This is a genomic window from Rhizobium sp. SVR5-9E (assembly GCF_056755095.1).
Genome location: NZ_JBNDHS010000022.1, coordinates 14,407 through 35,662 on the forward strand (window position 1 = coordinate 14,407; position 21,256 = coordinate 35,662).

Here is a 21,256-nt window from a genome sequence, read left to right on the forward strand (position 1 = left end):
CGGCGCGGCGAGAAGACTCATAAACCGTGCAGGTAGTGCGAGATATCCTGCCAGTCAGGATTCGTCGCCTCGATCAGATTGAGCTTCCACTGCCGCGGCCATTTCTTGATGGTTTTCTCGCGGGTGATCGCCGAGACAAGGAGGTCGTGTTCTTCGAACCAGACAAGCGTTTTCACGCCGTACTTCGATGTGAAGCCGGGTGTCAGTTCATTCTGATGCTCATAAAGCCGCCCGGCAAGATCGCGGGTGACGCCGGTATAGAGCGTGCCATTGCGTTTGGATGCAAGAATGTAGACGTAACCCTTCATGGTTGAATGATGTCCGGGCTTTTCCTTGATTTCAAGCATCATTCACGGCGCAGACGCGCCGTAACCGGATTCCTGTGACAAGCACAGGAATGAGGGAGTGTGAGGTGAGCGCCATGCTCAAACGGACAGATCGAGACTTGTGGCACCCGGCAATCGGCTTCTCGTATCACGCAAGCGCTTCACCGCTCTCGCCCTCATTCCTGTGCTTGTCACGGGAATCCAGCAGCCGCGCGTCGGCGCGGCGGAAGACTCCTTCCGTAACAGCCGGGACGGAACGCCGACACCAACGGGAAAATTGACCGCACCATTCCACCCTGCCGGAATCAATGCTAACCCTTTCGCCTGATTTGTTTTCAAGGGCCTGCAGTGTTTCGATTCCCGCTCTTCATCGCGATCACGCTGGTTGTCGCTTTCGGCGGCGGGATCATGGTTTCGCTTTATGCGCTGGATGCCACGCAAGGCTTCGGCGCGATCAAGCTCGGCGCGTGGGAGGCTTTTCCCGAGCTGCAGACGGCCGATGCCGATCCTTACGCGAAGTCCCACCGCGCGCGCGCCGGCAAGCTGCTTTACGGCACAGCCGAAGGGCTGGCGTTCACGGCGAGCGTGGACGACAACGGTGAGCGGCTGAATGCGGTGTGCACTTATCGCATGAGCGGGCAGACGCCGCCTGCGCGGCTTTGGACGTTGTTCACCTCCGATAATAGCGGCAATCCCGCGGCGGTGCGCGCCGGCCTGCCGGCTGCGTTGAATTCCTGGACGGTGCTGCGCAACGCCGACAGCAGCTTCACGATCGAGATCTCGTCGCATGCCAAACCGGGAAACTGGCTGGCGCTGCCTGCTGCCGGCACCTTCCGTCTCGTCCTGACACTCTTCGACACCCCGACCGCCGGCAGCTCCGGCGTTATCGATCTCGCCATGCCGAAGCTTGAGAAGATCGGGTGCGGCAATGCTTAGGATGATCTTCGCGGTCCTGACTGGCCTTTTCGGCGCTGCGCTGCTGCATCTCGTCATCATCCTCGCCCTGCCTCACTATACCGGCAGGGATGCCGCGACGCGGGTGCTTGCCGAGGGCGATTCGAACACGTTCTATCTCCTCTCGGCACTGGGCGATGAAACGGGGCTTGCAAACAATGATCCGTTCGTGCGCACCGCCGTCTGTTCCTTCGATCTGGAGGACGGTCCTGTTCGCTTCACCGGTCAAGGGAATGTGCCATTCTGGTCGATCGCCGTCTATGACAGCGCCTCGAACGAGGTCTTCAGCATGAACGACCGGACATCGGTTGGGGGAATGCTGGATGTTCTCGTCGCAACCCCGATTCAGCTGACGGGGCTTCGGAAATCGCTTCCGGCAGAACTTCAGCCAACCATCCTTGTCGAGATGACGCAGCCGCGGGGCTACGCGGTGCTGCGAACCCTTGCACCGCAGGCAAGTTTCGATGAGGCAGCCAGAAGCTTCCTACAGGACGCCGGCTGCAGTCTCTACGCACCTGCCAACTAGACTCTACTCGTTTTCCACAACCGGTGCGCGCTGCGGTTTACGCTTCGGCATCTCTACGAGCCGCTCATACCGCACGCCGGTGAAGAGCAGAATCTGAGCCTTGACGGGCTCTCTGTCTTTCGGGCGGGGGGCTTGCGGCCTCCGGTCCGCCAATGCGACTACTATGGCCATTCTCGTCTCCATGTATTGCCCGAGACGGATGAATGTGAGCGGATTTCACCCTGCCCGCCTGCGCGAGCCAGCGCGTCCTGAGGTCCCGAACTTTTCGGGCCCAGGGCATTCGCGCCTTTCTCACGGCTCCTGTTCGAAATACCGTGAAGCGGAATCTTGACGACCGAAGCACTCAATCGCGCCATTCCCATCCGAATTGAGACACATGATAGTTAACAGTTTACTAATATGCGACTTCATGGCGTCTGGGCGACAGACCGATAACTAAACGTCGCTGCCGGCCGATTGGTTTCAAACCGTACAAACAAAAAAGCAGATTATGTTTCCACATAGGTTTCAGGGAGTTAGAAATTCGAGGCGGCCCAATGACATGAAAGTGTCCTTGCAGCCTGTTCGCGTCACGAAAATATCGATTGCGGTGCGTCGATATGGGCGTATGGTCGTCTCATCGGTCGTACATATGAAGGCAACGACCGCTTGGGAGACCATATATGCTCTTGCCGTAATAACGGAGGGCAAGAAATGTCTTTGCTGGTGAATTCATCATTCTCATCAGAAGACCTCGATGTTCTGAGAAGCGCATTGGATGCATGGTGCACGGAACGACGCGTGGACATTAAAAGCACCGAGGCACAGTCTGCCGCCTCTGCCGCGCTCGATCTTTACCAGGCCGGCTATACCGATAACGAGAAGCTGCTGACGGCTCTGCGGGCCCACAAGGGTCTTTGAGACTTCATCTTCAGTCATGTCCGGACGCGCCTTGCGGCTGCAGGGTGCGTTTTTTATGGCTCTGCGAACCGGCCAACGCGCACGCTTAACGTGCGTCATTCCTGGGCATTTGATTAAAATCTTAAGCGAGCGTTAACCCTGCCGGTCTAGACTTTGTTCATCTTCGCGTGGGCTGATTGTGCGTGCCGCCAGCGCATGTGGTCCGAGTTCGGCGTTTCCAGGGTGTTCGTGTGCGTGACCGGTTTCGAGACCTAGAAGGCCCCTTGGGCATCCGGAAAAAGGATGTGGTATTGATGGCGACCATCAGCAGCTTCGAGGGGTTGGTGCATCCCACGCGATCCGAGCTGCGTCAGTTCGCCGAACTGTTCGTGCCGCTCTTCCAGGCTTCTTCCGACGAAACACGCCGCCAGGCGGTTGCCGCGCTTTCCCAGTGCAAGACCATACCTCCGGCAGTCGCCCTCTTCATCGGAAGTCAACCGATCGCAATCGCCGCGCCGTTTTTGACGGCGTCGCAGGCGATCGACGACGATACGCTGATCATCATTGCGCGGTCGCAGGGTGTGGCACACGCCAGAGCGATCGTCAGTCGCGAGAGCCTGTCGCCGAAGGTCATCGATGCGCTCGTGGCGCTGCGCCAGGCAGAGCCGCGTCAGGTCCGGCCCGGCGCGATTGTCGAAGAGCCGGCAGAGGTACTCTCACCACCGCCGGTCACTGCCTCCATAGAAGACGCCGAATTCGCCGAGCGCCTTGCCAGCGAAGAAGCAATGCGGAGGCGAATCAAGGGGCTGGCGAGACATCTCGGACACAGAGACGGCGACCGTCTCGGCCTGCGCACGCTCACTGATGTTCAGCAAGCTCTGCTTGTCCGCTTTGCCCGGGCGCGCGACGCCAGCCATTTCGCAACGGCGCTTGCCGATGCGCTTGCGGCCAGCCGCTGGCTTGCCGAACGCATCATGCTCGATATTTCCGGCCATCAGCTCGCAATGACGCTGACCAGCCTTGGAATGGGTTTTCTCGACGCGGTGTTCGTGCTGGAGAGACTATACCCCCAGCTTGCCGAACGGCAGCACAATGTCACCCGTGCCTGGGCGGTTCTTGATGCGCTCGATCCCGAGGAATGCCATCAGCGGGTCGAAGCCTGGCGCCGCGCCGACAGCTATACGTACAAACCCGAAGACGAGGTTCCCGCAGCGCCGCGCCTGGCGCGCCGCATGCCGGCCGGAGACGACATCCGCATCGTCAGCCGCCGTAGGATCTAAAGGGGGTTTTTCCGCTCCTCGGCAAGCGGAAGGAGTTCCGCAACCTCGTCGGCTTCGAGTTCGACGATCCAGAGGTCCGGGTCGAACTTGCGTTCACGCTCGAGCAGTTCCCACACGTTTTCGGCCTCAGCCTTCTCAAGCCTGATCTCGAAAAGACGGATGCCGCTGTCTTCCTCGTCGAAGAAGCTTTGCGGCGCAGGGCCGTATAGCGTCTCCAACCCGTTGCGGAAGCGCTGGCGAATGAAGATTGCGCCCGCCGCCTCCGCGCCCTTCTTCTCGACGGCTGCGAAATCGCCCCTGGCGAAGACCCGCCGCAGCAGGGCCGAAACGAAAATGTCGGTGCGCAATCTCATGGCCGCGGTATAGACCGGGCGGGAGCAAGCGGCAACGCAATACCTCTGCCGCCAGCCGCAGCCCGCTCCGCTACCGTCCCTGGACGGAAATCGCGCGGACAATCTTTGATCACCGGAATGCTGCCTATGTCGCCACTCCCCGCGTACATTAGGGAAGCTTCACGTAATATGGTTAATAAGTTGCAAACAGCGTCAGATTTTGCTGGCCGGTGGCAGACAATTAGAACGTGCCTGCAAGGAACTTCATATTCTCTTCAAAGTTTGCAACAATGAATGACCGGTCAGGCGGGCAATTGGGGGTCCCCTGAGCAGAACGGAGGCTATCTGAAACGATTTAGTTGATGGTGCTGTACCAGCTGCGCGCGTTCATGTATCGGTGAACGCAAGGGGAATGAATTATAAGCGGGGAGAAATCGTGAACTCTAACGCAGAATTGAAGAGGCCGCGCGGACGTCCCAAGTGCGTGGACTCCGATCAGCGGAGAAATGACATCATCAGCGGGGGGCGTGATGTTTTCATTGAAGCGGGATACGTCAACACGACGGTTGACGTGATCGCCGCCAAATGCGGCATTTCGAAAAGGACTTTCTACGAGTTCTTCGACGGAAAGGCCGACTTGCTGCGCGAAATACTGAAGTCTCGAAGCGAGTTCATTTTCTTCATCCCTGCGATGGATGAACGGTCTCCGATCGAGGAGATGCTCGAGCGAACCTTTTTTCTCGATAACGGTAGCGGCGCCCAAGCCGCTGATATGAGCGACTACTTCTTGGTTGAGGTCGGCTGGGAGGCCGCCGACTATGTTCCGGAATTGAGAGAGGATTTCACCGTTGCCCGTGAAAAGCTGTCCGACTGGTTCAGGAGGCTCAGGCAGGAAGGCCGCATTACCGTGATCGATGCCGACGCCGCAGCGACGATGCTGATCGGCATCGTCTTCGGAAGCCTGAGCATCGACCGTGCGGGGGTCGAGCTGGAGGCACGCGCAAGAAAGACGAAAAGCTATCTGCGATCCAGCCTGCGAATCTTCGCGCAGGGATTGCAAGTCTGAACGACGACGAAGAGCCCGGCCAGCGCCGGGCTCCCCTTAGCGAAACCGGTCGGAGATCAATCCGATCGGCTGTATTTCCTAGAAGTCGCGCTCTAGGCGAAAGAAGCCCTCAACCCAGTCCTGATCCGGCGCAGCATCGTGCTTGTCGGAGACGTAGGTTGCTGTGAGCCTCGTGGAGAGGTTCTCGACGATCTTGTAATCGAGGGTCACGCCAGCGCGCCACTCGCTACCGCCGTCCCAGTTGCCGTTGGCGTCGGCATCGATGTTGTCGATGTACTGAACAGCCGGGGCGACCGAGAACTTGTCGGTTGCCTTGAGCTCATACTGGCCGACAACCGACCATTCGCCGGCATCGTAGTAGCCGTTGAAGTGGTCGCCGTCAGAATCTACAGCATCAGACAAGCCGCTGGAGTAGATGCCGGCGACCGAGAGGGTGCCCGGGCCAATGTCAACACCCATCTTTGCAAGGACTGCGCCTTCCTGGGCGTCAGAGTCGTAACCGGCCATCACCGCGTAGGTGAAGCCCCCGACCTTACCGCCGATCGAACCGTCGATACCGAGGTTGTTGGCGCCGCCGTTGGTTTGAACCAGCTCTTCGAGAGCGATACCGGCGTAGAAGTTGTCATCGCCGTACTGATAACGAATGGAGTTCTGCTTCGTCGAACCGTTGATCGTCGTCATCAGATCGGTTTCGCCTGAGAAGTCGTCATCCCACCAATTGGCGAACTTACCAACACGGAAGCCGGCGATGTCGAGGTAGGCTTCGTCGATGACAGTGCTGCCGTCCTGGTCACCGCCGACCGAGGACGACCATGTCGCCGTCTTGGCGGAGGTAGGAACGCCGTTCGGGCGGAAGTTGGATTCAAGAATGATCGCGCTCGTGAGCGTGCCGTATTCCGTATCGCTCTTGGCGATGACGTTGAGGTGCGCACGCGTGTGAGCATCCCAGTCGTCCGAACCGTTGTTGTCGTAGGCATCGCCCGCGCCGAAGCCTACTTCAAAACGGAGGTAACCGCCGATATTGAGGCAGGTTTCGCTGCCGGGGATGTAGAAGTAGCCGGCGCCGTAGGCGTCGCAAACGCGAACATACTCAACCGGTTCCGGCTCAGCAGCGACGATAGCATCGGCAGCATGGGCGCCGGATCCTGCTGCCAGAGCAGCAGCGGAGCCGAGAAGGAGGCTCTTGATGGTCATCTGTGTCTCCGTTCCAGAGGCTAACCCAACGGTTTGGCTCTTTACTTGCGCGATGGATGCGGTCCCCTGAAAGTTCAGTCCGCCAGGAGTTCCCGAACACAACGCCCTTAAAAGACAGGAGACCTCGCGGCCCGTCAATTGTTTAGTAAACGTGCCGGTATTGCCGAGTAATTTTCCATTGCGGACGACATGGGCAGGTTCGTCCGCAAAGCCGCAGACATGGCCCTCATGAGAGATTGTGGAATGGAGGATCGATAGGGCGGCCAACGCGACCGTTCCGGGGTGGACTAGCCACAGGGATTACAAGTCTGAACGACAAAAAGAAGAGCCCGGCTGGGATACCGGGCTCTCCTCTCGAAACTGATCGGAGGTCAATCTGATCAGTAGTATTTCTTTGATTAGAAGTCGCGCTGCAGGCGGAAGAAGCCTTCAACCCAGTCCTGATCCGGCGCACCATCGTGGTTGTCGGAGACGTAGGTAGCAGTGAGCTTCGACGAGAGGTTCTCGACGATCTTGTAATCGAGGGTCACGCCAGCGCGCCACTCGTTGCCGTTGTCCCAGTTGCCGTTGGTGTCGGCATCGATGTTGTCGATGTACTGAACAGCCGGGGTGACCGTGAACTTGTCGGTTGCCTTGAGCGCATACTGAGCGAGAATCGACCATTCGCCGACGTCGTAATAGCCGTTGAAGTGGTCGGCATCGTCAGACAAACCGCTGGAGTAGATGCCAGCGACCGAGAGCGTGCCCGGGCCAATGTCAGCACCGATCTTTGCGAGCACCGCGCCTTCCTCGGCGTCCGTGTCGTAACCGGCCATCACCGCGTAGGTGAAGCCACCGACCTTACCGCCGATCGAACCGTCGATACCGAGGTTGTTGGCAAGCGTATCGCCCTTCGCATTCACATTATTCGTCTGAACCAGTTCTTCGAGAGCGATACCGGCGTAGAAGTCGCCGCTGTCGTACTGATAACGGATGGAGTTCTGCTTCGTCGAACCGTTGACGGTCGTCATCACGTCGGTTTCGCCGGAGAAGTCGTCATCCCACCAATTGGCGAACTTACCAACACGGAAACCGGCGAGGTCGATGTAGGCTTCGTCGATGCCCGTGGTGTTCTGAGAACCGCCGAACGTGGAAGACGCACCAGCCGTAAGTGCATCGCTACTGAAACCGTTCGGACGGTAGTTGGATTCAAGAATGATCGCGCTCGTCAGAGTGCCGTATTCGGTATCGCTCTTTGCAATAACGTTGACGTGCGCACGGGTGCGGACATCCCAGTCGTCCGCGCCGTTGTTCTTGAATGCATCGCCCGCGCCGAAGCCAACGTCGAAGCGGAGGTAACCGCCGATGCTGAGGCAGGTTTCGGTGCCGGGGATGTAAAAGTAGCCGGTGCCGTAGGCGTCGCAAACGCGAACATACTCAACCGGTTCCGGCTCAGCAGCGACGATAGCGTCGGCGGCATGAGCGCCCGATACTGCTGCCAGGGCAGCAGCGGAGCCGAGAAGGAGGCTCTTGATAGTCATTTGTGTCTCCGTTTCAGAGGCCAACCTGACGGTTTGGCTCTTTACTTGCGCGATGGGTGCGGCCCCCGGTCCGCGAAGCGTTGCCGAGCAGGCGCTTCGGCAACGAGGCCCATGAAACAGAGGGCCTTCCGACTCGTCAATTATTTAATAAACGTGTTCGTACCAGAAATTATTTCTTTTAAGTTTACGTTGTATTTTTGTCACGTGAAGCGCTGACCCCGAAGCCTCTGCCGAGCCTCCCTACGAAAGAAAAGAGCCCGGCTGGGATACCGGGCTCTCCTCTCGAAACTGATCGGAGGTCAAATCTGATCAGTCGTATTTCTTCGATTAGAAGTTGCGCTGCAGGCGGAAGAAGCCTTCAACCCAATCGTTGTCCGAAGCGTTGTCGTGATCGGCCGATACGTAGGTAGCAGTGAGCTTCGTGGAGAGGTTCTCGACGATCTTGTAGTCGAGGGTCACGCCAGCGCGAATCTCGTTGCCGCTGTCCCAGTCGCCGTCGGTGTCGGCATCGATGTTGTCGATGTACTGAACAGCCGGGGTGACCGTGAACTTGTCGGTTGCCTTGAGCGCATACTGAGCAGCAACAGACCATTCGCCGGCGTCGTAGTAGCCGTTGAAGCCTTCGTCGCCCAGGCCGGTCGAGTAGATGCCGGCGACCGAGAGCGTGCCCGGGCCAACGTCAACACCGATCTTTGCGAGCACTGCGCCTTCTTCGGCGTCCGTGTCGTAAGCGCCGATGACGGCGTAGGTGAAGCCGCCGACCTTACCGCCGACCGAGGCGTCGATACCGAGGTTATTGGCGATTCCGTCATTCGTCTTGCCGGTAGCCAGATTTACGTTGTTCGTCTGCACGAGTTCTTCGAGGGCGATACCGGCGTAGAAGTCGCCAGCGTCGTACTGATAGCGGATGGAGTTCTGCTTCGTCGAACCATTGAGGGTCGACATGATGTCGGTTTCGCCCGAGAAGTCGTCATCCCACCAGTTGGCAAACTTACCAACACGGACGCCGGCGAGGTCGATATAGGCTTCGTCGATAGCCGTGGTGTTCTGAGAACCGCCGAACGTGGAAGATGCTCCAGCCGTCGGCTCGTCGCTGCTAACACCATTCGGGCGGAAGTTGGATTCGAGAATGATCGCGCTCGTCAGAGTGCCGTATTCCGTATCGCTCTTTGCGATAACGTTGATGTGCGCACGCGTGCGAGCATCCCAGTCGTCCGCGCCGTTGTTGTCGAGTGCATCGCCGGCGCCGAAGCCAACGTCGAAGCGGACGTAACCGCCGATGTTGAGGCAGGTTTCCGTGCCGGGGATGTAGAAGTAGCCGGTGCCATAGGCGTCGCAAACGCGAACATACTCAACCGGTTCCGGCTCAGCAGCGACGATAGCGTCGGCGGCATGAGCGCCCGATACTGCTGCCAGGGCAGCAGCGGAGCCGAGAAGGAGGCTCTTGATGGTCATTTGTGTCTCCGTTCCAAAGGCCAACCTGACGGTTTGGCTCTTTACTTGCGCGATGGATGCGGTCCCCTGAAATTTCAGTCCGCCAGGCGTTGCCGAGCGATTTGCTTCGGTAACGCGATCCTTAGAACAGGACGGGTACGGGTCGGTCAATTATTTAATAAACGTTGTCGTACCATAAATCTAATACAAGCGAACCGAGTTGCATTTTTGCCACGAACCGATCCGCTGGCTGCTCGATTTGGTTGATTCATGAAGACAACAATCCTGATCCTGCGCCTTCGCACGATCGGGAGGAGCGGTGCCGCCCCAAGGGAGGGCGACTCAAAAATCTCGGAATAGTGTTAGGGATTCTGGGAGTCGGGCGCGCGCTCTTGCCTGCGGCAGCCCCGCACGAAAAGCTGAATGCAGCCTTTGAGGTAGGTGATCAGTTGTGCCCGGTCGGGCAGCCCCTCACCGGCGGTCACGCGCGACGCCATCCCTCCAAACATCATGGAGATCAACATCGTCGCCGCCTCGTCCGGATCATCTATCAGGAGCACCTGCTTGGCGCCCTGGAACGAAAGCCAATCAGCCAGCTGCGCCACGGTTCTCTGACCGTCGTTTTCCTGATGGTCCGCCTGCAGGCGGGGGCCGGAAGGATAGAGAGCGGCAATACAGGTGGTGATTCGTCTCTCCACCTCGACCGGATCATTCAGATCCAGATGGAATATCGCCATCAGCACCTCTTCAGGCGCCCGCGATTCCTCTAGAGGACGGGGAAGGTTGAGAAGTCCGCGCGGCGGAGCGACCCGGGACGTATTCCAGTGAAGCGCTACCCCCTTCGTGTACTTCCGCGCTCTCGAATTCAAAAGCCGCGTGACGGAAGCAAAGCGCGAGATGTCGGAATAGGTAACCTCGAAGGTCAGGTCCTGCGAACCTCGAAGCAGCCGGAAGGTCTGATCTCCACCCAGATGAAACTCTGCCATGCTCGATTTCGAGACCGCAGGATAAACGGTGGAAAAGTGGTCAAACAGCGTCTTGTAAAGACGTTGGTTATCGGAACTCGTTAAAGAGGCAATTGACTTATACATCGTGCGACCAAGGATATCGGTTTGCGGGGTCGCCGCCGGAGGCTTCGCGCATCATTCGGCTAAACTGGCAGATGTAGAACACGGCTCATTCCGGCCGCACACCCTCTGACCAACCGTATGCTGGGACACGCAGATACCTTCCGATCGGCATCTAAGCGAATAAGTGACTTTTCAATCACACCTTTCAGTTCCTGACTGACCCCCCGGTCGCAGGTCGACTCGATAACACCAGGGGCGACTCTGCGCGCATCATTTTTTTGTGAAACGAGGGGCATGCGGCATATTCGGCAGTGATTCCCTGCCCGCTATGCGCGCAAAATCTGGATGAGCCGAAGGGTGACGGGTGGGGCAAGCATTTTGTCATATGATTTATCGATAGCGTGCTAATTAATTCCGCAGATAGGATCGCGCTGGAATTAATTCAAGGAGTTCCGCGACATTATGATCTGGCTAGCTCGGGAATCTGTTACGCTTTGAGTGACCGACAACGCGGGTATTTGCGCCCGCAACCTCAATGAATCCGGCCAGAACTCCCGTATGGCGAAGGCATGCGAGCAGCTGCAGGGGAGCAGCGGGTTGCGGCATCCGGTCACACCCATCCGCCTCGCCTTCGGTCAAGAAATGACGCGATGGGCTGCCGTCGATCGATCTGGACGAAACGGGGCCTGCCAATGTTAAAGGCAGATCTGAGCACCTGCGAATCTTAATTTGCAACTTCAATCTGAGGATCGTCTTCAGATCGCGCCGATTTCCTTGAGCTTGTTCAGCACCGCCGTATTGGGCTCGCCATTTTCCGGAAGGTTGTAGTGCTTCTGGAAGTGGCGGATGGCGGCGCGGGTTTGTTCGCCAGCGACGCCGTCGACGCCGACATTGGCGTAGGCCATGTTGGCGAGGCCCTTCTGGATCTCCAGCACCAAATCGACATTTGTAAGCTCGGATGACGGGACGCGCTTCGGCGTGGAAGGCGCCGTCCTCACCTGCTTCTCGGCGCTGCGGATTGCGGCAGCAACCGGGTCTTCGGCAGAGGCTTGCGACGACACGTCCTCGGGCGGCTTCTCGGCCGGAATGGTCGTAGGCCCGATGGAACCGGTCTTCAGCGCCGCGAGCACTTCCGGCGTCGCATCGCCGCCCTGCGGCATGCCGACGGTCTCCTCGAAGAACAGGATCGCAGCGCTGGTTCGCGGGCCGATGACACCATCGGCCGTGCCGTTATAGAGACCCCGGTGAATGAGCTCCTGCTGGATATCCATGACGAGCTGGCTCGGCTGCTGGCCGGGTGCAGCCGCAGGCGGCGTCGCGCTGGTGGTGACGGCAGCACTTTCGTCGCCCGGGCGCTCGATCTTGAAGGTCGTGACGTCGGCCGGGTTAGGTTCGTTTGAAGCCGAACGGCCAATCGAGAAGGGAAACCGCGCATCGCGGGTGCGGAAGAAAGGATGCGGATGTGTGCCCGGCTGGTACCACAGCGCATTGGCGGCGACGAAGCTGAAGATCACGATAAAGGCCGCGGTACCGCCAGCCAGCGACGGATTACGCGCAATGACGCCGCCGAGCGCCGAAGCGCCCGTCATGCCCACGCCGCCCAAGGCGGCAGCCCCTGTGAGGAGCAGGCCCGGCTTTTGCCGGCCCCTCCTTCCGTTAGGCGATTTTCGCTTGCGCGCGGCCATCGAAAAATCCCTCTTCCCGTGCAGCGACAGTCTTCAGGCGCGGCGGAAACTCGACGGTCCGGTCTCTGGCCGCCTGCGCGGCGCCGGCGCCGGAACCATCCGCCGCGATCGAAATGGTGATGATCGTGCCTTCGCCGGGCACGCTGGCGATCGCGAAGTGACCGCCATGCAGCGCCACGAGGCCCTTGACCAGCGACAGGCCCAAGCCGGTGCCCTCATACTGGCGAGTATAGTCGTTCTGGACCTGCACGAAGGGCTGGCCGAGCGTTTCCAGCCTGTCGGCCGGGATGCCGATGCCGGTATCGCTGACGCTAAGCTGCAAAACGCCGCCACGCACCGCTGCATCGACCGTGACCGCCCCTCCCGAGTTGGTGAACTTCACCGCATTGCCGACGAGATTGATCAGGATCTGCTGAATCGCCCGCTGATCGGCGACGACCTCATCAAGGTCGCGCTGGATGCGGCTGGTCAGCGTTACCCCCTTCGACTTCGCTTGCAGCGCAAGCATCGCTTCGCACGACCGTACAGAGGCGCCGATATCGAAAGGCTCGAGCACCAGCTCGTAGCGTCCAGCCTCGATCTTGCTCACGTCGAGCATGGTGTTGACGACGGAAAGCAAGTGCGCGCCGGAATCACGCACAAGGTTCACATATTCCCGCTGGCGCTCGTTCTCGAACTTGCCGAAATATTCGCCGATCAGGATATCCGAGAAGCCAAGGATGGCGTTCAGCGGCGTGCGCAGCTCGTGGCTGACGGCGGCGAGGAAGCGCGATTTTGCGTCGTTGGCTGATTCGGCATCGGCTGCCCGGCTTTCGGCTTCGATGCGCAGCTGATGCTCGATCGACACGTCCCGTAGCTGAGCAACGATGGCGCAGAGCCCGCCGTCCAGATCGCGCTGCGCCGTCATGTCCATTCTCAAATGCGCAAACTGGCGCAGGTCCCGCGATACGCTGGGGCGATCGACCCGTAGGTCGACGCTGGCGCTTTCCGCACCTTGCCGCAGCTGGTCGAGAGCCTGGAGAAACAGAATGCGGTCGGAGATATGCACCTGCTCGATGAAGCCCCGGCCGCGCGGATCGCGCATCCAGGCAAGGAATTCGCCGCTGTTGCGGCCGCCCGCAGCCGTCACATGGCCGTGCTGGTCGAGGAAAAGAACGAGGCCGGCACTGTTTTCAAGGAAGAACTCTTCCGCCGGCGCCGCCGCCACACTTGCCGCGACGGCGCTGTGGCGCGAAAGCGCGATGCCGCCGACGGCCGAAAAGAGGAATGCAGCGCAGACGGTGGCGACACCCGCCGGCAGAGCAACGGCCGGGCTGGTGACGAAGGAGAGGCCCGCCGGGGTCGCGACGAGCGCTGCCGAGGAGAGAAAGATGAGGCGGCGCAGGATCACAAGCTCCCGCTCGGCAACGGCTTCGCCGCTTCCCATACGGGAAAGCCAGCCTCTCGCCGCACGATCCACAAGGGCTGCCGCCCGTCCACCAATGTCACTCAATACTCGCACGCAATACCCGCCCCAAGAGGCCTTCAAGACAGCCGGAGAATAGGCCCGCGCGGCTTAAGGAAAGGATAAGGCAAAGACGCGCTCCACAGCCCAAACGCCGCAAAAATCCCATTTTGAGCCATCCTGAAGGCGCTTTGTTTTTTGTGGTTAATAGGGGGTAAGCGGCGGATTTCGCTCACATTTCAGGTTCGCGTTAACTTTTGGGGCAGGCGCGCGCCGGAGAACCCTTGCAATTCCAGAGGGCAGCCTCTGGCATGCTTAACGCCGATGGCTACAATTTGACTGAAATGCGGTGCGAACGCCTTTATTTAAAATTCGAATTAAATTTGCCGCAAATGCCACCAAGTTTCGAAAACCGGCATTTGCACTTCATCGCTAGGGTGAAAGCACACCGGAAAACCGGGCCTGATTCGGCGGCAAGACCGAACGGGAAAACAGGATGGGCAACGACAATGTGGTTTCTGATCAAAGGATCGTTCTGGTTCGGCCTTGTGCTGCTACTGCTGCCGCTCTTCAGCTCGGAGAGCTCGACGCGGCTGGCGGGCGACCCCCAAATTCAATTCTCCGACGCCTTCACGGCCGTCAGCGGCGCCTATGACTACATTATCGGAATGTGCAGCGAGAAGCCGGAGGTCTGCGCCAAGGGCGGCGAGACCCTGACGGCACTCGGCTACCGGGCCCGCGAAGGCGCCCGTGTCGCCTATGAGCTGCTCGATAGCAAGTTCGCCGACAACAAGACCGCCGCACCGAAGCTGGCAGAGGCAACGCCCGCCGCTCCGCTTGGCGCAGCACCCGTTGCGACCGTTGCGCCTTCCGTGACGGAGGAAAAGGCTGCGGCGCTGAACCAGCCGATGCCCTATCGCCCGCCGGTGGATGACGATTCGGCCTCCGACGAGGTCGTGACCGGCACCATTCCGCTGCCGACGCCAAAGCCGGTTCTCTAAGAATTCCGCGGCCCAAGCCGCATCCCAAGCTTGCACCGGCAGTCCGCCTGAGGCGGAGATGTCCCGTGCCTGACGTGCCTGCCCTGTTTGCTTTCAGCGTTTGCTGCGCCGTGAGGATGCCCATCCTTCACGGCGTTTTTCCTTTTACTGGTTCAAAAGCGGCGCCACTTCACCTATATCACTGGCAACAGCGAAAGGCCCGACCATGGCATCTCTCGACGAGATCATCGACGATTTCTCTTTCCTCGACGACTGGGAAGACCGCTACCGCTATGTCATCGAGCTCGGCAAGGCACTGCCGGACCTTCCGGACGACAAGAAGACCTCCGAGAACAAGGTGATGGGTTGCGCAAGCCAGGTCTGGCTGGTGACGCAAACCGCGGGCGATCCGGAAAATCCGGTCCTGACCTTCGAGGGCGATTCCGATGCGCACATCGTGCGCGGCCTCGTCGCCATCGTGCTCGCCACCTATTCCGGCAAGAAGGCTTCCGAGATCGCCGCGCTCGACGCCTTCGAGATCTTCTCCAAGATCGGCCTCGTCGAAAACCTCTCCTCGCAGCGTTCCAACGGGCTGCGCTCGATGGTCAACCGCATCCGCGAGGAAGCACGGGTCCGCGCCGCGGCGTGAGCACGCTCAGACGTCGAGCAGTTCGCTGCTTTCGGAATTACGCGCCCTCAATCTTCCGGCATCGCGTGCAGGTGACGCGCCGAACTGGCGCGCATATTCCCTGCTGAACTGGGTGGCGCTTTCATAGCCGACGGAAAAGGCGACGCGCGCCGTATCGCCCGGATCGGCGAGCAGGCGGCGGCGTGCCTCATGCAGCCGAAGCTTCTTCTGGTACTGGATCGGGCTCATCGCCGTCACATCCTTGAAATGCTTGTGGAAGACGGACGGGCTCATGCCGGCAATGCAGCTGAGCGTTTCGATCGTCACGCTCTGATCGAAGTGTTCGCGGATGTGGCTGATGGCGCGGCGGATCTGGCCGAGGCGGCTGTCGCTACGGGCGAGCTGGCGGATCATCGGTCCGTGCGGCCCCTGCAGCACCCGGTAGATGATCTCGCGCTCCAGCATCGGCGCCATGATCGGAATGTCGGCAGGTGTGTCGAACAGCTTCACCAGCCGCAGCCATGCATCGGCAAGTTCAGGCGTCACCGGGCTGATGCCGAAACCGGGACCATCAGCCGTTGGCGGGAGGCCCGGCATGTCCATGATGATTTCCGCAACCGTCGGGATATCCAGCGTCAGGGCGAGCGCAAGATAGGGACTTTCAGGACGCGCCTCGACGATCTGGCAGGCCCCAGGGACTTCGATGCTTGCCACGAAATAGCTCGCACGGTCGTAGTGCAGCCTTCTGTCGCCGATGATCGCGCATTTTGCGCCCTGGAGAACAAGGCAGAGCATCGGCTCATAAATGCCCGGCGTCATGCCCGTCAGCGCCGCGTCCTTGGTGATCGTCACGCGCGGTACCGGCGTTTCGGTGCGCTGGCCCTGCGCGTATCTCAGCGCGCGATCGCGCAATTCGTCCATCGCTTCCATCATCGACATATGGTGGCATGGCCGCCGGACGCAAGACAAGGCACCGGCGCGCTGCCGACAGCAGGTCAGGAGGAATAGGCAAGAAGCCGGGATTTTGCGGCTCACACCAAGGGCGTGATCTGCACGATCTGTGATACTCCACAAACGGAGTGACACATGACCAACATGAAGACTGCAATGGTGACGGGCGCCAACAAGGGTATCGGATTCGAGATCGCAAGGCGCCTGGCGGCGGAGGGTTACCGGGTCTGGCTCGGCTGCCGTGACCGGGAACGCGGCGAAGAAGCCGCCGCGAAGCTGAGGGTCCAGGGCCTCGATGCGCATTGGCTCGAACTCGATGTGACGGACGACCGCAGCGTGACCGCGGCAGCCGCGGTTCTTGCCGAACAGACCGGCTCTCTCGATGTTCTGGTCAACAATGCCGGAATCGCCGGAAGCTTCGGCCTCTCGCCGCTTGAGGAGCCGATGGAGTCCATCAAAGACGTCTATGAGGTGAATGTCTTCGGGCCGATCCGAGTGACGCAGGCCTTCCTGCCGCTGCTCAAGGCATCGAAGGCCGGGCGCATCGTGATGATGAGCAGCGAACTCGGCTCCATCCAATCGCTGCTTGATCCTGACAACGAGTTCTACGGCGTCAACGTGCTGGGATACAACAGCTCCAAATCCGCGCTCAATGCCGCGACGGTGTCGATCGCCAAGGCGGCTGAGCCCTTCGGCATCAAGGTCAACGCCACCGATCCCGGCTATACTGCTACCGAGATGAACGGCAATACCGGATACCGGACGGTCGAGCAGGCAGCCGAGGTCGCCGTGACGCTGGCGACACTCGAGGATAGCGGCCCGACGGCGGGCTACTTCAACCACAACGGCACGCTGCCCTGGTGATGACGGGAGCCAGAGGGCACCCCTAGAATGACCGGACCGCGCCGGATGCCCTGCTCTCAGGCATCCGCGCGCCTTCCGGAACTGGGGCAAAGCTAGCCGAACTTCTCGGTCGTATCCGCCTTGCCCTTGACCCAATAGCCGGAGGCTTTGATCCAGGCGAGCGGGTAGCCGCGCTCCTCGACGAGATGGGCGCGGATTGCCCGCACCACCGATGCTTCGGCAGCGACCCAGACCAGTGTTTGCGGAGCTATGTCGATGCCGCTCAAGGCGGCGATCAGGGGCGCGGCATTGGTGGCATCGGATATCGGGCGGTGCACCCAGCGCGTTGTCAGCGCCGCGGCCGTTTCAAAAGATTGTTCCTCCTGCGGTCCGGCGACAGCGCCGAGAAGGCTGATCGCCGTTCCCGCGCCGCTCCCCTCGATGCGGCGGCCGATTGCGGGCAGCGCAGTTTCGTCGCCGACTAGCAGCCACCGCTTCACGGTACTGGAGACCACTGCCGAACCGCGCGGGCCGCCGATTTCGAGCGTTGTTCCCGGGCGAGCATCGATCGCCCATTGCGTGACGGGACCAGCCTCGTGAAGGGCGAAATCGATGGTCAGGCTGCGAGCGGCGTTGTCATAGCGGCGCGGGGTGTAGTCGCGGCGCTCCTCGGCGCCATCGGTGGTGGGCACGATGACCTTGATATGGTCGTCGGGCGCAAGACTGACGAAATCGGCGAGGTCTTCGCCCGTGAGAACGATTCGCCGCATGCCGGGCGTGATGTCGGCCACGCTCTCGACCGTCAGCAGGCGGCGACGCAATTCATGGCGGACCCGCTCGATGGCAGGTGCGGATAGCAGGGGGTTTGCGGATTGATTGTTATCCATCATGTCCTTCCGGGGCTTCGGGAAACGATCCGCAGGACACAGTCGCGCAGATCGAAGCCGCAGAGCCGTTCGATCATACGCGTTGAGTGACGTTAACGCTTACGTGGCCGGAACGCGCCCGGCCAGTGACGGTTCTTCTGTAGTGGTGGTCCGCCAGGGGCGCAATGGCGAAACATCGAATGTTGCTAAACTTTAATTTTCGGGCGGCGCACCGGGCGGTCCGCCCGATGAGGAGCCGAATCAAGGGTCGCGGGTGAGAGTGGCGGCCGACGGAGGCGTGGCAACCGCAGCACCTGACGAACTCGCCAAATTCGTGCTAAAATAGCAAATATCGGGTAGCCGCTCCGACATAGGCTTGGCCGTCGGGCGACTGCAAGCGAGGGGATTGCCGGGGGAGGAAAAGCCATGTCGATGTCGATGGATGCGGCGGCGGAGGTCTTTCGCGAAGCCGTGAGGCAGACTGTCAAGCGTTACTCACTGTGGTATCTGATCCAAGGTATCCTGCTGATGGCGGCGGGGGTTCTCGCGATCATCTATCCGGTGATTTCATCGGTGGCGGTCATCGTCCTTTTAGGATGGCTGCTGATCATCAGCGGTGTGCTGCAAGGTTTGAGCCTCCTCGGTGCGCGCCACGTGCCGCATTTCTGGCTGCAGTTGATCTCGGTGATTCTTGCCCTGCTGATCGGTTTTCTTTTCCTGCGCGATCCCGCGCAAGGAATGCTGACGATCACCCTGCTTCTGATCGTCTTTTTCATGATCGAGGGCATCTCCAAGGTGGTCTTCGCGCTGACGATCCGGCCACTCCCGAACTGGGGCTGGGTGCTGGCAAGCGGGCTGGTCGGGATTCTTCTCTCGCTGATCCTGTGGAGCAGCCTGCCGGTGACGGCCCTGTGGTTGGTCGGATTTCTGCTGGGGATCGAGCTCATCAGCGTGGGTGCGGCACTCGCGTATTTTGCCTGGCAAATGCGGCAGAGCAGCCCTGCGGCGCCGGTCTGACAGCAAGCTGAAGCCCTTGGGATTTCAGCCATCCTCTTCGGCTCCGACACTTCACAGATCGGGCCGATATCCTTCCGCGCCCCAGTGCTGCACGCGGGTCTGGCGGCGGGGCGGGTTGTAGTGCCGGGAGAGCGCAAGCAGCGCCGTTCTCAGCATCAGCTTGGCCGAGCGGACCGGCCATTGGCGTTCGCGCTCGACGGTTTCCAGCCCTTTCATGAAGCAGCAGACGTCGAGAGCCACGCCGGAGAGCTCCGGTCCCATGGCTTCGATCGCGCGGTTGACGGCGATGCGCGCGGCGACGGCGCTATCGGCAAGATCCGCCATGCCGCCGCGCTCACCCTTGATGCGGCCGGACAATCGCGGCTGCCAGGAGGATGTCACGCGCGGCTGGAGCTGCGCCCGCGTGAAATCCGCAAGCAGCCGCTCGCCGGCGGCAAGCACCTCCTTCGGCAGGAAGGGCGAGCCGCCCTTGTCCTTCAGCCGCGACAGCGCCGCGAGCGGCGATTCGGCCTCGTTGACGCGCACGGACTGGCGCGCACCATCGATCTCGGCGACGCGAAGCGCAATCTCCCCGTGCTGTTCGAGAAACGCCTCTTCGCGTTCGGCTGCGGCGCGGCGCAGATAGGCGCGGGCCGGTGGGGCGAGACGGGCGCTGCTGGCGGCGGCAGTGATGAGGCCAAGCGACACGGCCTCCTCAAAAAGCGCCGTCGGGAGCGCATGGGTGCCTGCTGCGTGGCGGAGCGTCAGCTCACCGCTCTCCCCGCGCTCCACCGCTGCCTCCCCCTTCGCGAGAAATTTCAGCAGCCGAACCAGGGACTTGCGGACAGTATCGGTTCTTTCACTCATGCGCAGCGCCTCCGGCGGAACGAAAGATGGATTTGACGGCCCGTTCGACGGCAGAGACAAAGTCGTCGAAGGCGGCATCCTCACGCCGTTCTTCGACGGTCATGCAGGCATGACCGACCGTGGAGCGATTGCGGCCGAACGCGCCGGCAATATCGTCATGGGGAATCTGCAACGCCACATGGCAAACATACATCGCGATCTGCCGGACGTGACAGAGCGTGCGCCGGCGGTCTCGGCGCGCCAGAAGTCTGCCGCCCACGAGCATGACCATCTCGGTGGTGAGCTCCTGGGCAATTCGGCAAACCGCATCGATCGGAAGAGTGGAAGAAGGCGGCGCGTAGCCCTGGAAAGCGGGAGGGACATCGCTGATGAGAGGCCGCAGGGCAAGTTCGAGCCGAAGACGCGGCAGAGGTGGATTTTCAATAGGCATATATGAAAACTCCCAACAAAATAGGAATTAATTCATATAATGTACGCGACCAAAAGCCTGCTGGAAAGCACTGCCGAACAACTTTCTCGTGTTACAGCGGTGCTTTCTTGACAAGGCTCTGAAAATAAATAGGATTATTTTCCTTAACCTCTCGCAGTCGCGCAAAAAGCCGGGTTGCCCCGGCTCTTACGTCTGGGAGCGTCAGGCTCAGCCGCGCCCGCGTTTGCGGCGCTGGCCGAGGCCCATTTCCTTGGCGAGGCGCGAACGTGCCTCGGCATAGGCTGGGGCGACCATGGGATAATCGGCGGGAAGATCCCACTTCTCGCGGTATTCTTCCGGCGAGAGGCTGTGATGAGTCATGAGATGACGCTTGAGAGACTTGAAGTTGCCGCCGCATTCCAGGCAGGTGATCTGATCGTCCTGTACTGACTTGCGCACTGAAACGGCGGGCTTCTGCTTTTCGATGATGGCTGCGGCGGGTTGCGGTGCAGACGTGTTGCTCAGTGCGGAATGCACGTCGGAAATCAAATTGGCCAGGTCACTGACCGGGACCACATGATTGCTGACATATGCCGCTACGATATCAGCTGTCAGCTCTACCAGCAATTCCGGCCCATTGCCGGTCGCGGTATCCGTCATATTTCGTTCTCCTGTTCGCATGCGTGAATGACCCTCCTTGCGGAGGACCGTCTTCGTAGAGGCAAACAGTAAAAGCCCAGACCCTGGCTTCATGTCCTAAAACGCGAATCCACCCCTAGATTCTTGAGACCGAAAGCTGCTCTTATACTGTCCGAATACGAGTCAAAATCGCTGCGTTTTTCTAACCACAACCTTAATTAGACATTGGAAATTAAAGCTAAGGACGAATAACGGCACGATTCTAGTTCGAAATTCGAACTCTACTTACAATTCAATTAGCACCGATTTACGCGGAGGCCAATTGTTATTTGTGTCGTTTCTACTGAAAATTCACAGAAGAGTAAGA

The 21,256-nt window shown here is 60.0% G+C and carries 23 protein-coding genes; 9 read left to right on the plus strand and 14 right to left on the minus strand.

Going from position 1 to position 21,256, the window contains the following annotated elements:
- Positions 1–17 precede the first annotated feature (17 nt).
- Positions 18–308: a GIY-YIG nuclease family protein gene (locus ACPYOJ_RS12940; protein ID WP_481416659.1), complete on the minus strand. Its 291-nt coding sequence runs from the start codon at positions 306–308 to the stop codon at positions 18–20.
- 366 nt (positions 309–674) lie between these two features.
- Between ACPYOJ_RS12940 and ACPYOJ_RS12945 the strand changes: the two genes are divergently transcribed.
- Both ACPYOJ_RS12945 and ACPYOJ_RS12950 read left to right on the plus strand, forming a co-directional pair.
- Complete coding sequence (locus ACPYOJ_RS12945; protein ID WP_481416602.1) at positions 675–1,262, plus strand: DUF1214 domain-containing protein; 588 nt, start codon at positions 675–677, stop codon at positions 1,260–1,262.
- Positions 1,255–1,806, plus strand: coding sequence for a DUF1254 domain-containing protein (locus ACPYOJ_RS12950; RefSeq protein WP_481416603.1), 552 nt, complete (start codon positions 1,255–1,257; stop codon positions 1,804–1,806). The genes ACPYOJ_RS12945 and ACPYOJ_RS12950 overlap by 8 nt, the downstream gene beginning before the upstream one ends.
- A gap of 3 nt (positions 1,807–1,809) precedes the next feature.
- Here ACPYOJ_RS12950 and ACPYOJ_RS12955 read toward each other — a convergent pair whose 3' ends face one another.
- Positions 1,810–1,977 (minus strand): hypothetical protein, encoded by a 168-nt coding sequence (locus ACPYOJ_RS12955; RefSeq protein WP_168828871.1) that lies wholly within the window; start codon positions 1,975–1,977, stop codon positions 1,810–1,812.
- Between the two features lie 522 nt (positions 1,978–2,499).
- Between ACPYOJ_RS12955 and ACPYOJ_RS12960 the strand changes: the two genes are divergently transcribed.
- Positions 2,500–2,706: a hypothetical protein gene (locus tag ACPYOJ_RS12960; RefSeq protein WP_481416604.1), complete on the plus strand. Its 207-nt coding sequence runs from the start codon at positions 2,500–2,502 to the stop codon at positions 2,704–2,706.
- A gap of 230 nt (positions 2,707–2,936) precedes the next feature.
- On the plus strand, positions 2,937–3,965 hold the full coding sequence (locus ACPYOJ_RS12965; RefSeq protein ID WP_481416605.1) for a DUF2336 domain-containing protein: 1,029 nt from the start codon (positions 2,937–2,939) through the stop codon (positions 3,963–3,965).
- On the opposite strand, the gene ACPYOJ_RS12970 is transcribed toward ACPYOJ_RS12965, so the two are convergent.
- Positions 3,962–4,318 (minus strand): DUF1491 family protein, encoded by a 357-nt coding sequence (locus tag ACPYOJ_RS12970; RefSeq protein WP_481416606.1) that lies wholly within the window; start codon positions 4,316–4,318, stop codon positions 3,962–3,964. The genes ACPYOJ_RS12965 and ACPYOJ_RS12970 overlap by 4 nt on opposite strands.
- 415 nt (positions 4,319–4,733) lie before the next feature.
- Here ACPYOJ_RS12970 and ACPYOJ_RS12975 point away from each other — a divergent pair, with 415 nt between their 5' ends.
- Complete coding sequence (locus tag ACPYOJ_RS12975) at positions 4,734–5,363, plus strand: TetR/AcrR family transcriptional regulator (RefSeq protein WP_481416607.1); 630 nt, start codon at positions 4,734–4,736, stop codon at positions 5,361–5,363.
- Between the two features lie 78 nt (positions 5,364–5,441).
- On the opposite strand, the gene ACPYOJ_RS12980 is transcribed toward ACPYOJ_RS12975, so the two are convergent.
- The 6 genes from ACPYOJ_RS12980 to ACPYOJ_RS13005 form a co-directional block, all read right to left on the minus strand.
- A complete protein-coding gene (locus ACPYOJ_RS12980; RefSeq protein WP_481416608.1) occupies positions 5,442–6,557 on the minus strand; it encodes a porin in 1,116 nt (371 codons plus the stop codon).
- 398 nt (positions 6,558–6,955) lie between these two features.
- Complete coding sequence (locus ACPYOJ_RS12985; protein WP_481416609.1) at positions 6,956–8,077, minus strand: porin; 1,122 nt, start codon at positions 8,075–8,077, stop codon at positions 6,956–6,958.
- A gap of 327 nt (positions 8,078–8,404) precedes the next feature.
- Positions 8,405–9,532: a porin gene (locus ACPYOJ_RS12990; RefSeq protein WP_481416610.1), complete on the minus strand. Its 1,128-nt coding sequence runs from the start codon at positions 9,530–9,532 to the stop codon at positions 8,405–8,407.
- Positions 9,533–9,873: 341 nt separating this feature from the next.
- Complete coding sequence (locus ACPYOJ_RS12995; RefSeq protein ID WP_481416611.1) at positions 9,874–10,497, minus strand: hypothetical protein; 624 nt, start codon at positions 10,495–10,497, stop codon at positions 9,874–9,876.
- Positions 10,498–11,336: 839 nt separating this feature from the next.
- Complete coding sequence (locus tag ACPYOJ_RS13000) at positions 11,337–12,266, minus strand: peptidoglycan-binding domain-containing protein (protein WP_481416612.1); 930 nt, start codon at positions 12,264–12,266, stop codon at positions 11,337–11,339.
- A complete protein-coding gene (locus tag ACPYOJ_RS13005; RefSeq protein ID WP_481416613.1) occupies positions 12,238–13,767 on the minus strand; it encodes a sensor histidine kinase in 1,530 nt (509 codons plus the stop codon). The genes ACPYOJ_RS13000 and ACPYOJ_RS13005 overlap by 29 nt, the downstream gene beginning before the upstream one ends.
- 452 nt (positions 13,768–14,219) lie before the next feature.
- Between ACPYOJ_RS13005 and ACPYOJ_RS13010 the strand changes: the two genes are divergently transcribed.
- Together ACPYOJ_RS13010 and ACPYOJ_RS13015 are read left to right on the plus strand one after the other, a co-directional pair.
- On the plus strand, positions 14,220–14,711 hold the full coding sequence (locus ACPYOJ_RS13010; protein ID WP_481416615.1) for a DUF5330 domain-containing protein: 492 nt from the start codon (positions 14,220–14,222) through the stop codon (positions 14,709–14,711).
- Between the two features lie 205 nt (positions 14,712–14,916).
- Positions 14,917–15,339 carry a SufE family protein gene (locus tag ACPYOJ_RS13015; RefSeq protein WP_481416616.1) on the plus strand — a complete coding sequence of 141 codons (423 nt, stop codon included), beginning with the start codon at positions 14,917–14,919 and terminating at the stop codon, positions 15,337–15,339.
- 6 nt (positions 15,340–15,345) lie between these two features.
- Here ACPYOJ_RS13015 and ACPYOJ_RS13020 read toward each other — a convergent pair whose 3' ends face one another.
- Positions 15,346–16,239: an AraC family transcriptional regulator gene (locus tag ACPYOJ_RS13020; protein WP_481416617.1), complete on the minus strand. Its 894-nt coding sequence runs from the start codon at positions 16,237–16,239 to the stop codon at positions 15,346–15,348.
- Positions 16,240–16,404: 165 nt separating this feature from the next.
- Here ACPYOJ_RS13020 and ACPYOJ_RS13025 point away from each other — a divergent pair, with 165 nt between their 5' ends.
- Positions 16,405–17,133, plus strand: coding sequence for an SDR family oxidoreductase (locus tag ACPYOJ_RS13025; protein WP_481416618.1), 729 nt, complete (start codon positions 16,405–16,407; stop codon positions 17,131–17,133).
- A gap of 92 nt (positions 17,134–17,225) precedes the next feature.
- On the opposite strand, the gene ACPYOJ_RS13030 is transcribed toward ACPYOJ_RS13025, so the two are convergent.
- On the minus strand, positions 17,226–17,999 hold the full coding sequence (locus tag ACPYOJ_RS13030; RefSeq protein ID WP_481416619.1) for a siderophore-interacting protein: 774 nt from the start codon (positions 17,997–17,999) through the stop codon (positions 17,226–17,228).
- A gap of 405 nt (positions 18,000–18,404) precedes the next feature.
- Between ACPYOJ_RS13030 and ACPYOJ_RS13035 the strand changes: the two genes are divergently transcribed.
- Positions 18,405–18,995: an HdeD family acid-resistance protein gene (locus ACPYOJ_RS13035; protein WP_481416620.1), complete on the plus strand. Its 591-nt coding sequence runs from the start codon at positions 18,405–18,407 to the stop codon at positions 18,993–18,995.
- Between the two features lie 51 nt (positions 18,996–19,046).
- Here the strand turns inward: ACPYOJ_RS13035 and ACPYOJ_RS13040 are convergent, their stop codons facing one another.
- The 3 genes from ACPYOJ_RS13040 to ACPYOJ_RS13050 all read right to left on the minus strand — a co-directional run bounded on the left by ACPYOJ_RS13040 (position 19,047) and on the right by ACPYOJ_RS13050 (position 20,910).
- Positions 19,047–19,841, minus strand: coding sequence for a DUF6456 domain-containing protein (locus ACPYOJ_RS13040; RefSeq protein ID WP_481416621.1), 795 nt, complete (start codon positions 19,839–19,841; stop codon positions 19,047–19,049).
- The gene (locus ACPYOJ_RS13045) at positions 19,834–20,271 is read right to left on the minus strand and encodes a helix-turn-helix domain-containing protein (RefSeq protein ID WP_246704368.1); all 438 of its coding nucleotides are present in this window, start codon (positions 20,269–20,271) and stop codon (positions 19,834–19,836) included. The genes ACPYOJ_RS13040 and ACPYOJ_RS13045 overlap by 8 nt, the downstream gene beginning before the upstream one ends.
- A gap of 207 nt (positions 20,272–20,478) precedes the next feature.
- Positions 20,479–20,910, minus strand: a complete 432-nt coding sequence (locus tag ACPYOJ_RS13050; RefSeq protein WP_168828855.1) for a Ros/MucR family transcriptional regulator — start codon at positions 20,908–20,910, stop codon at positions 20,479–20,481.
- Positions 20,911–21,256: the final 346 nt, after the last annotated feature.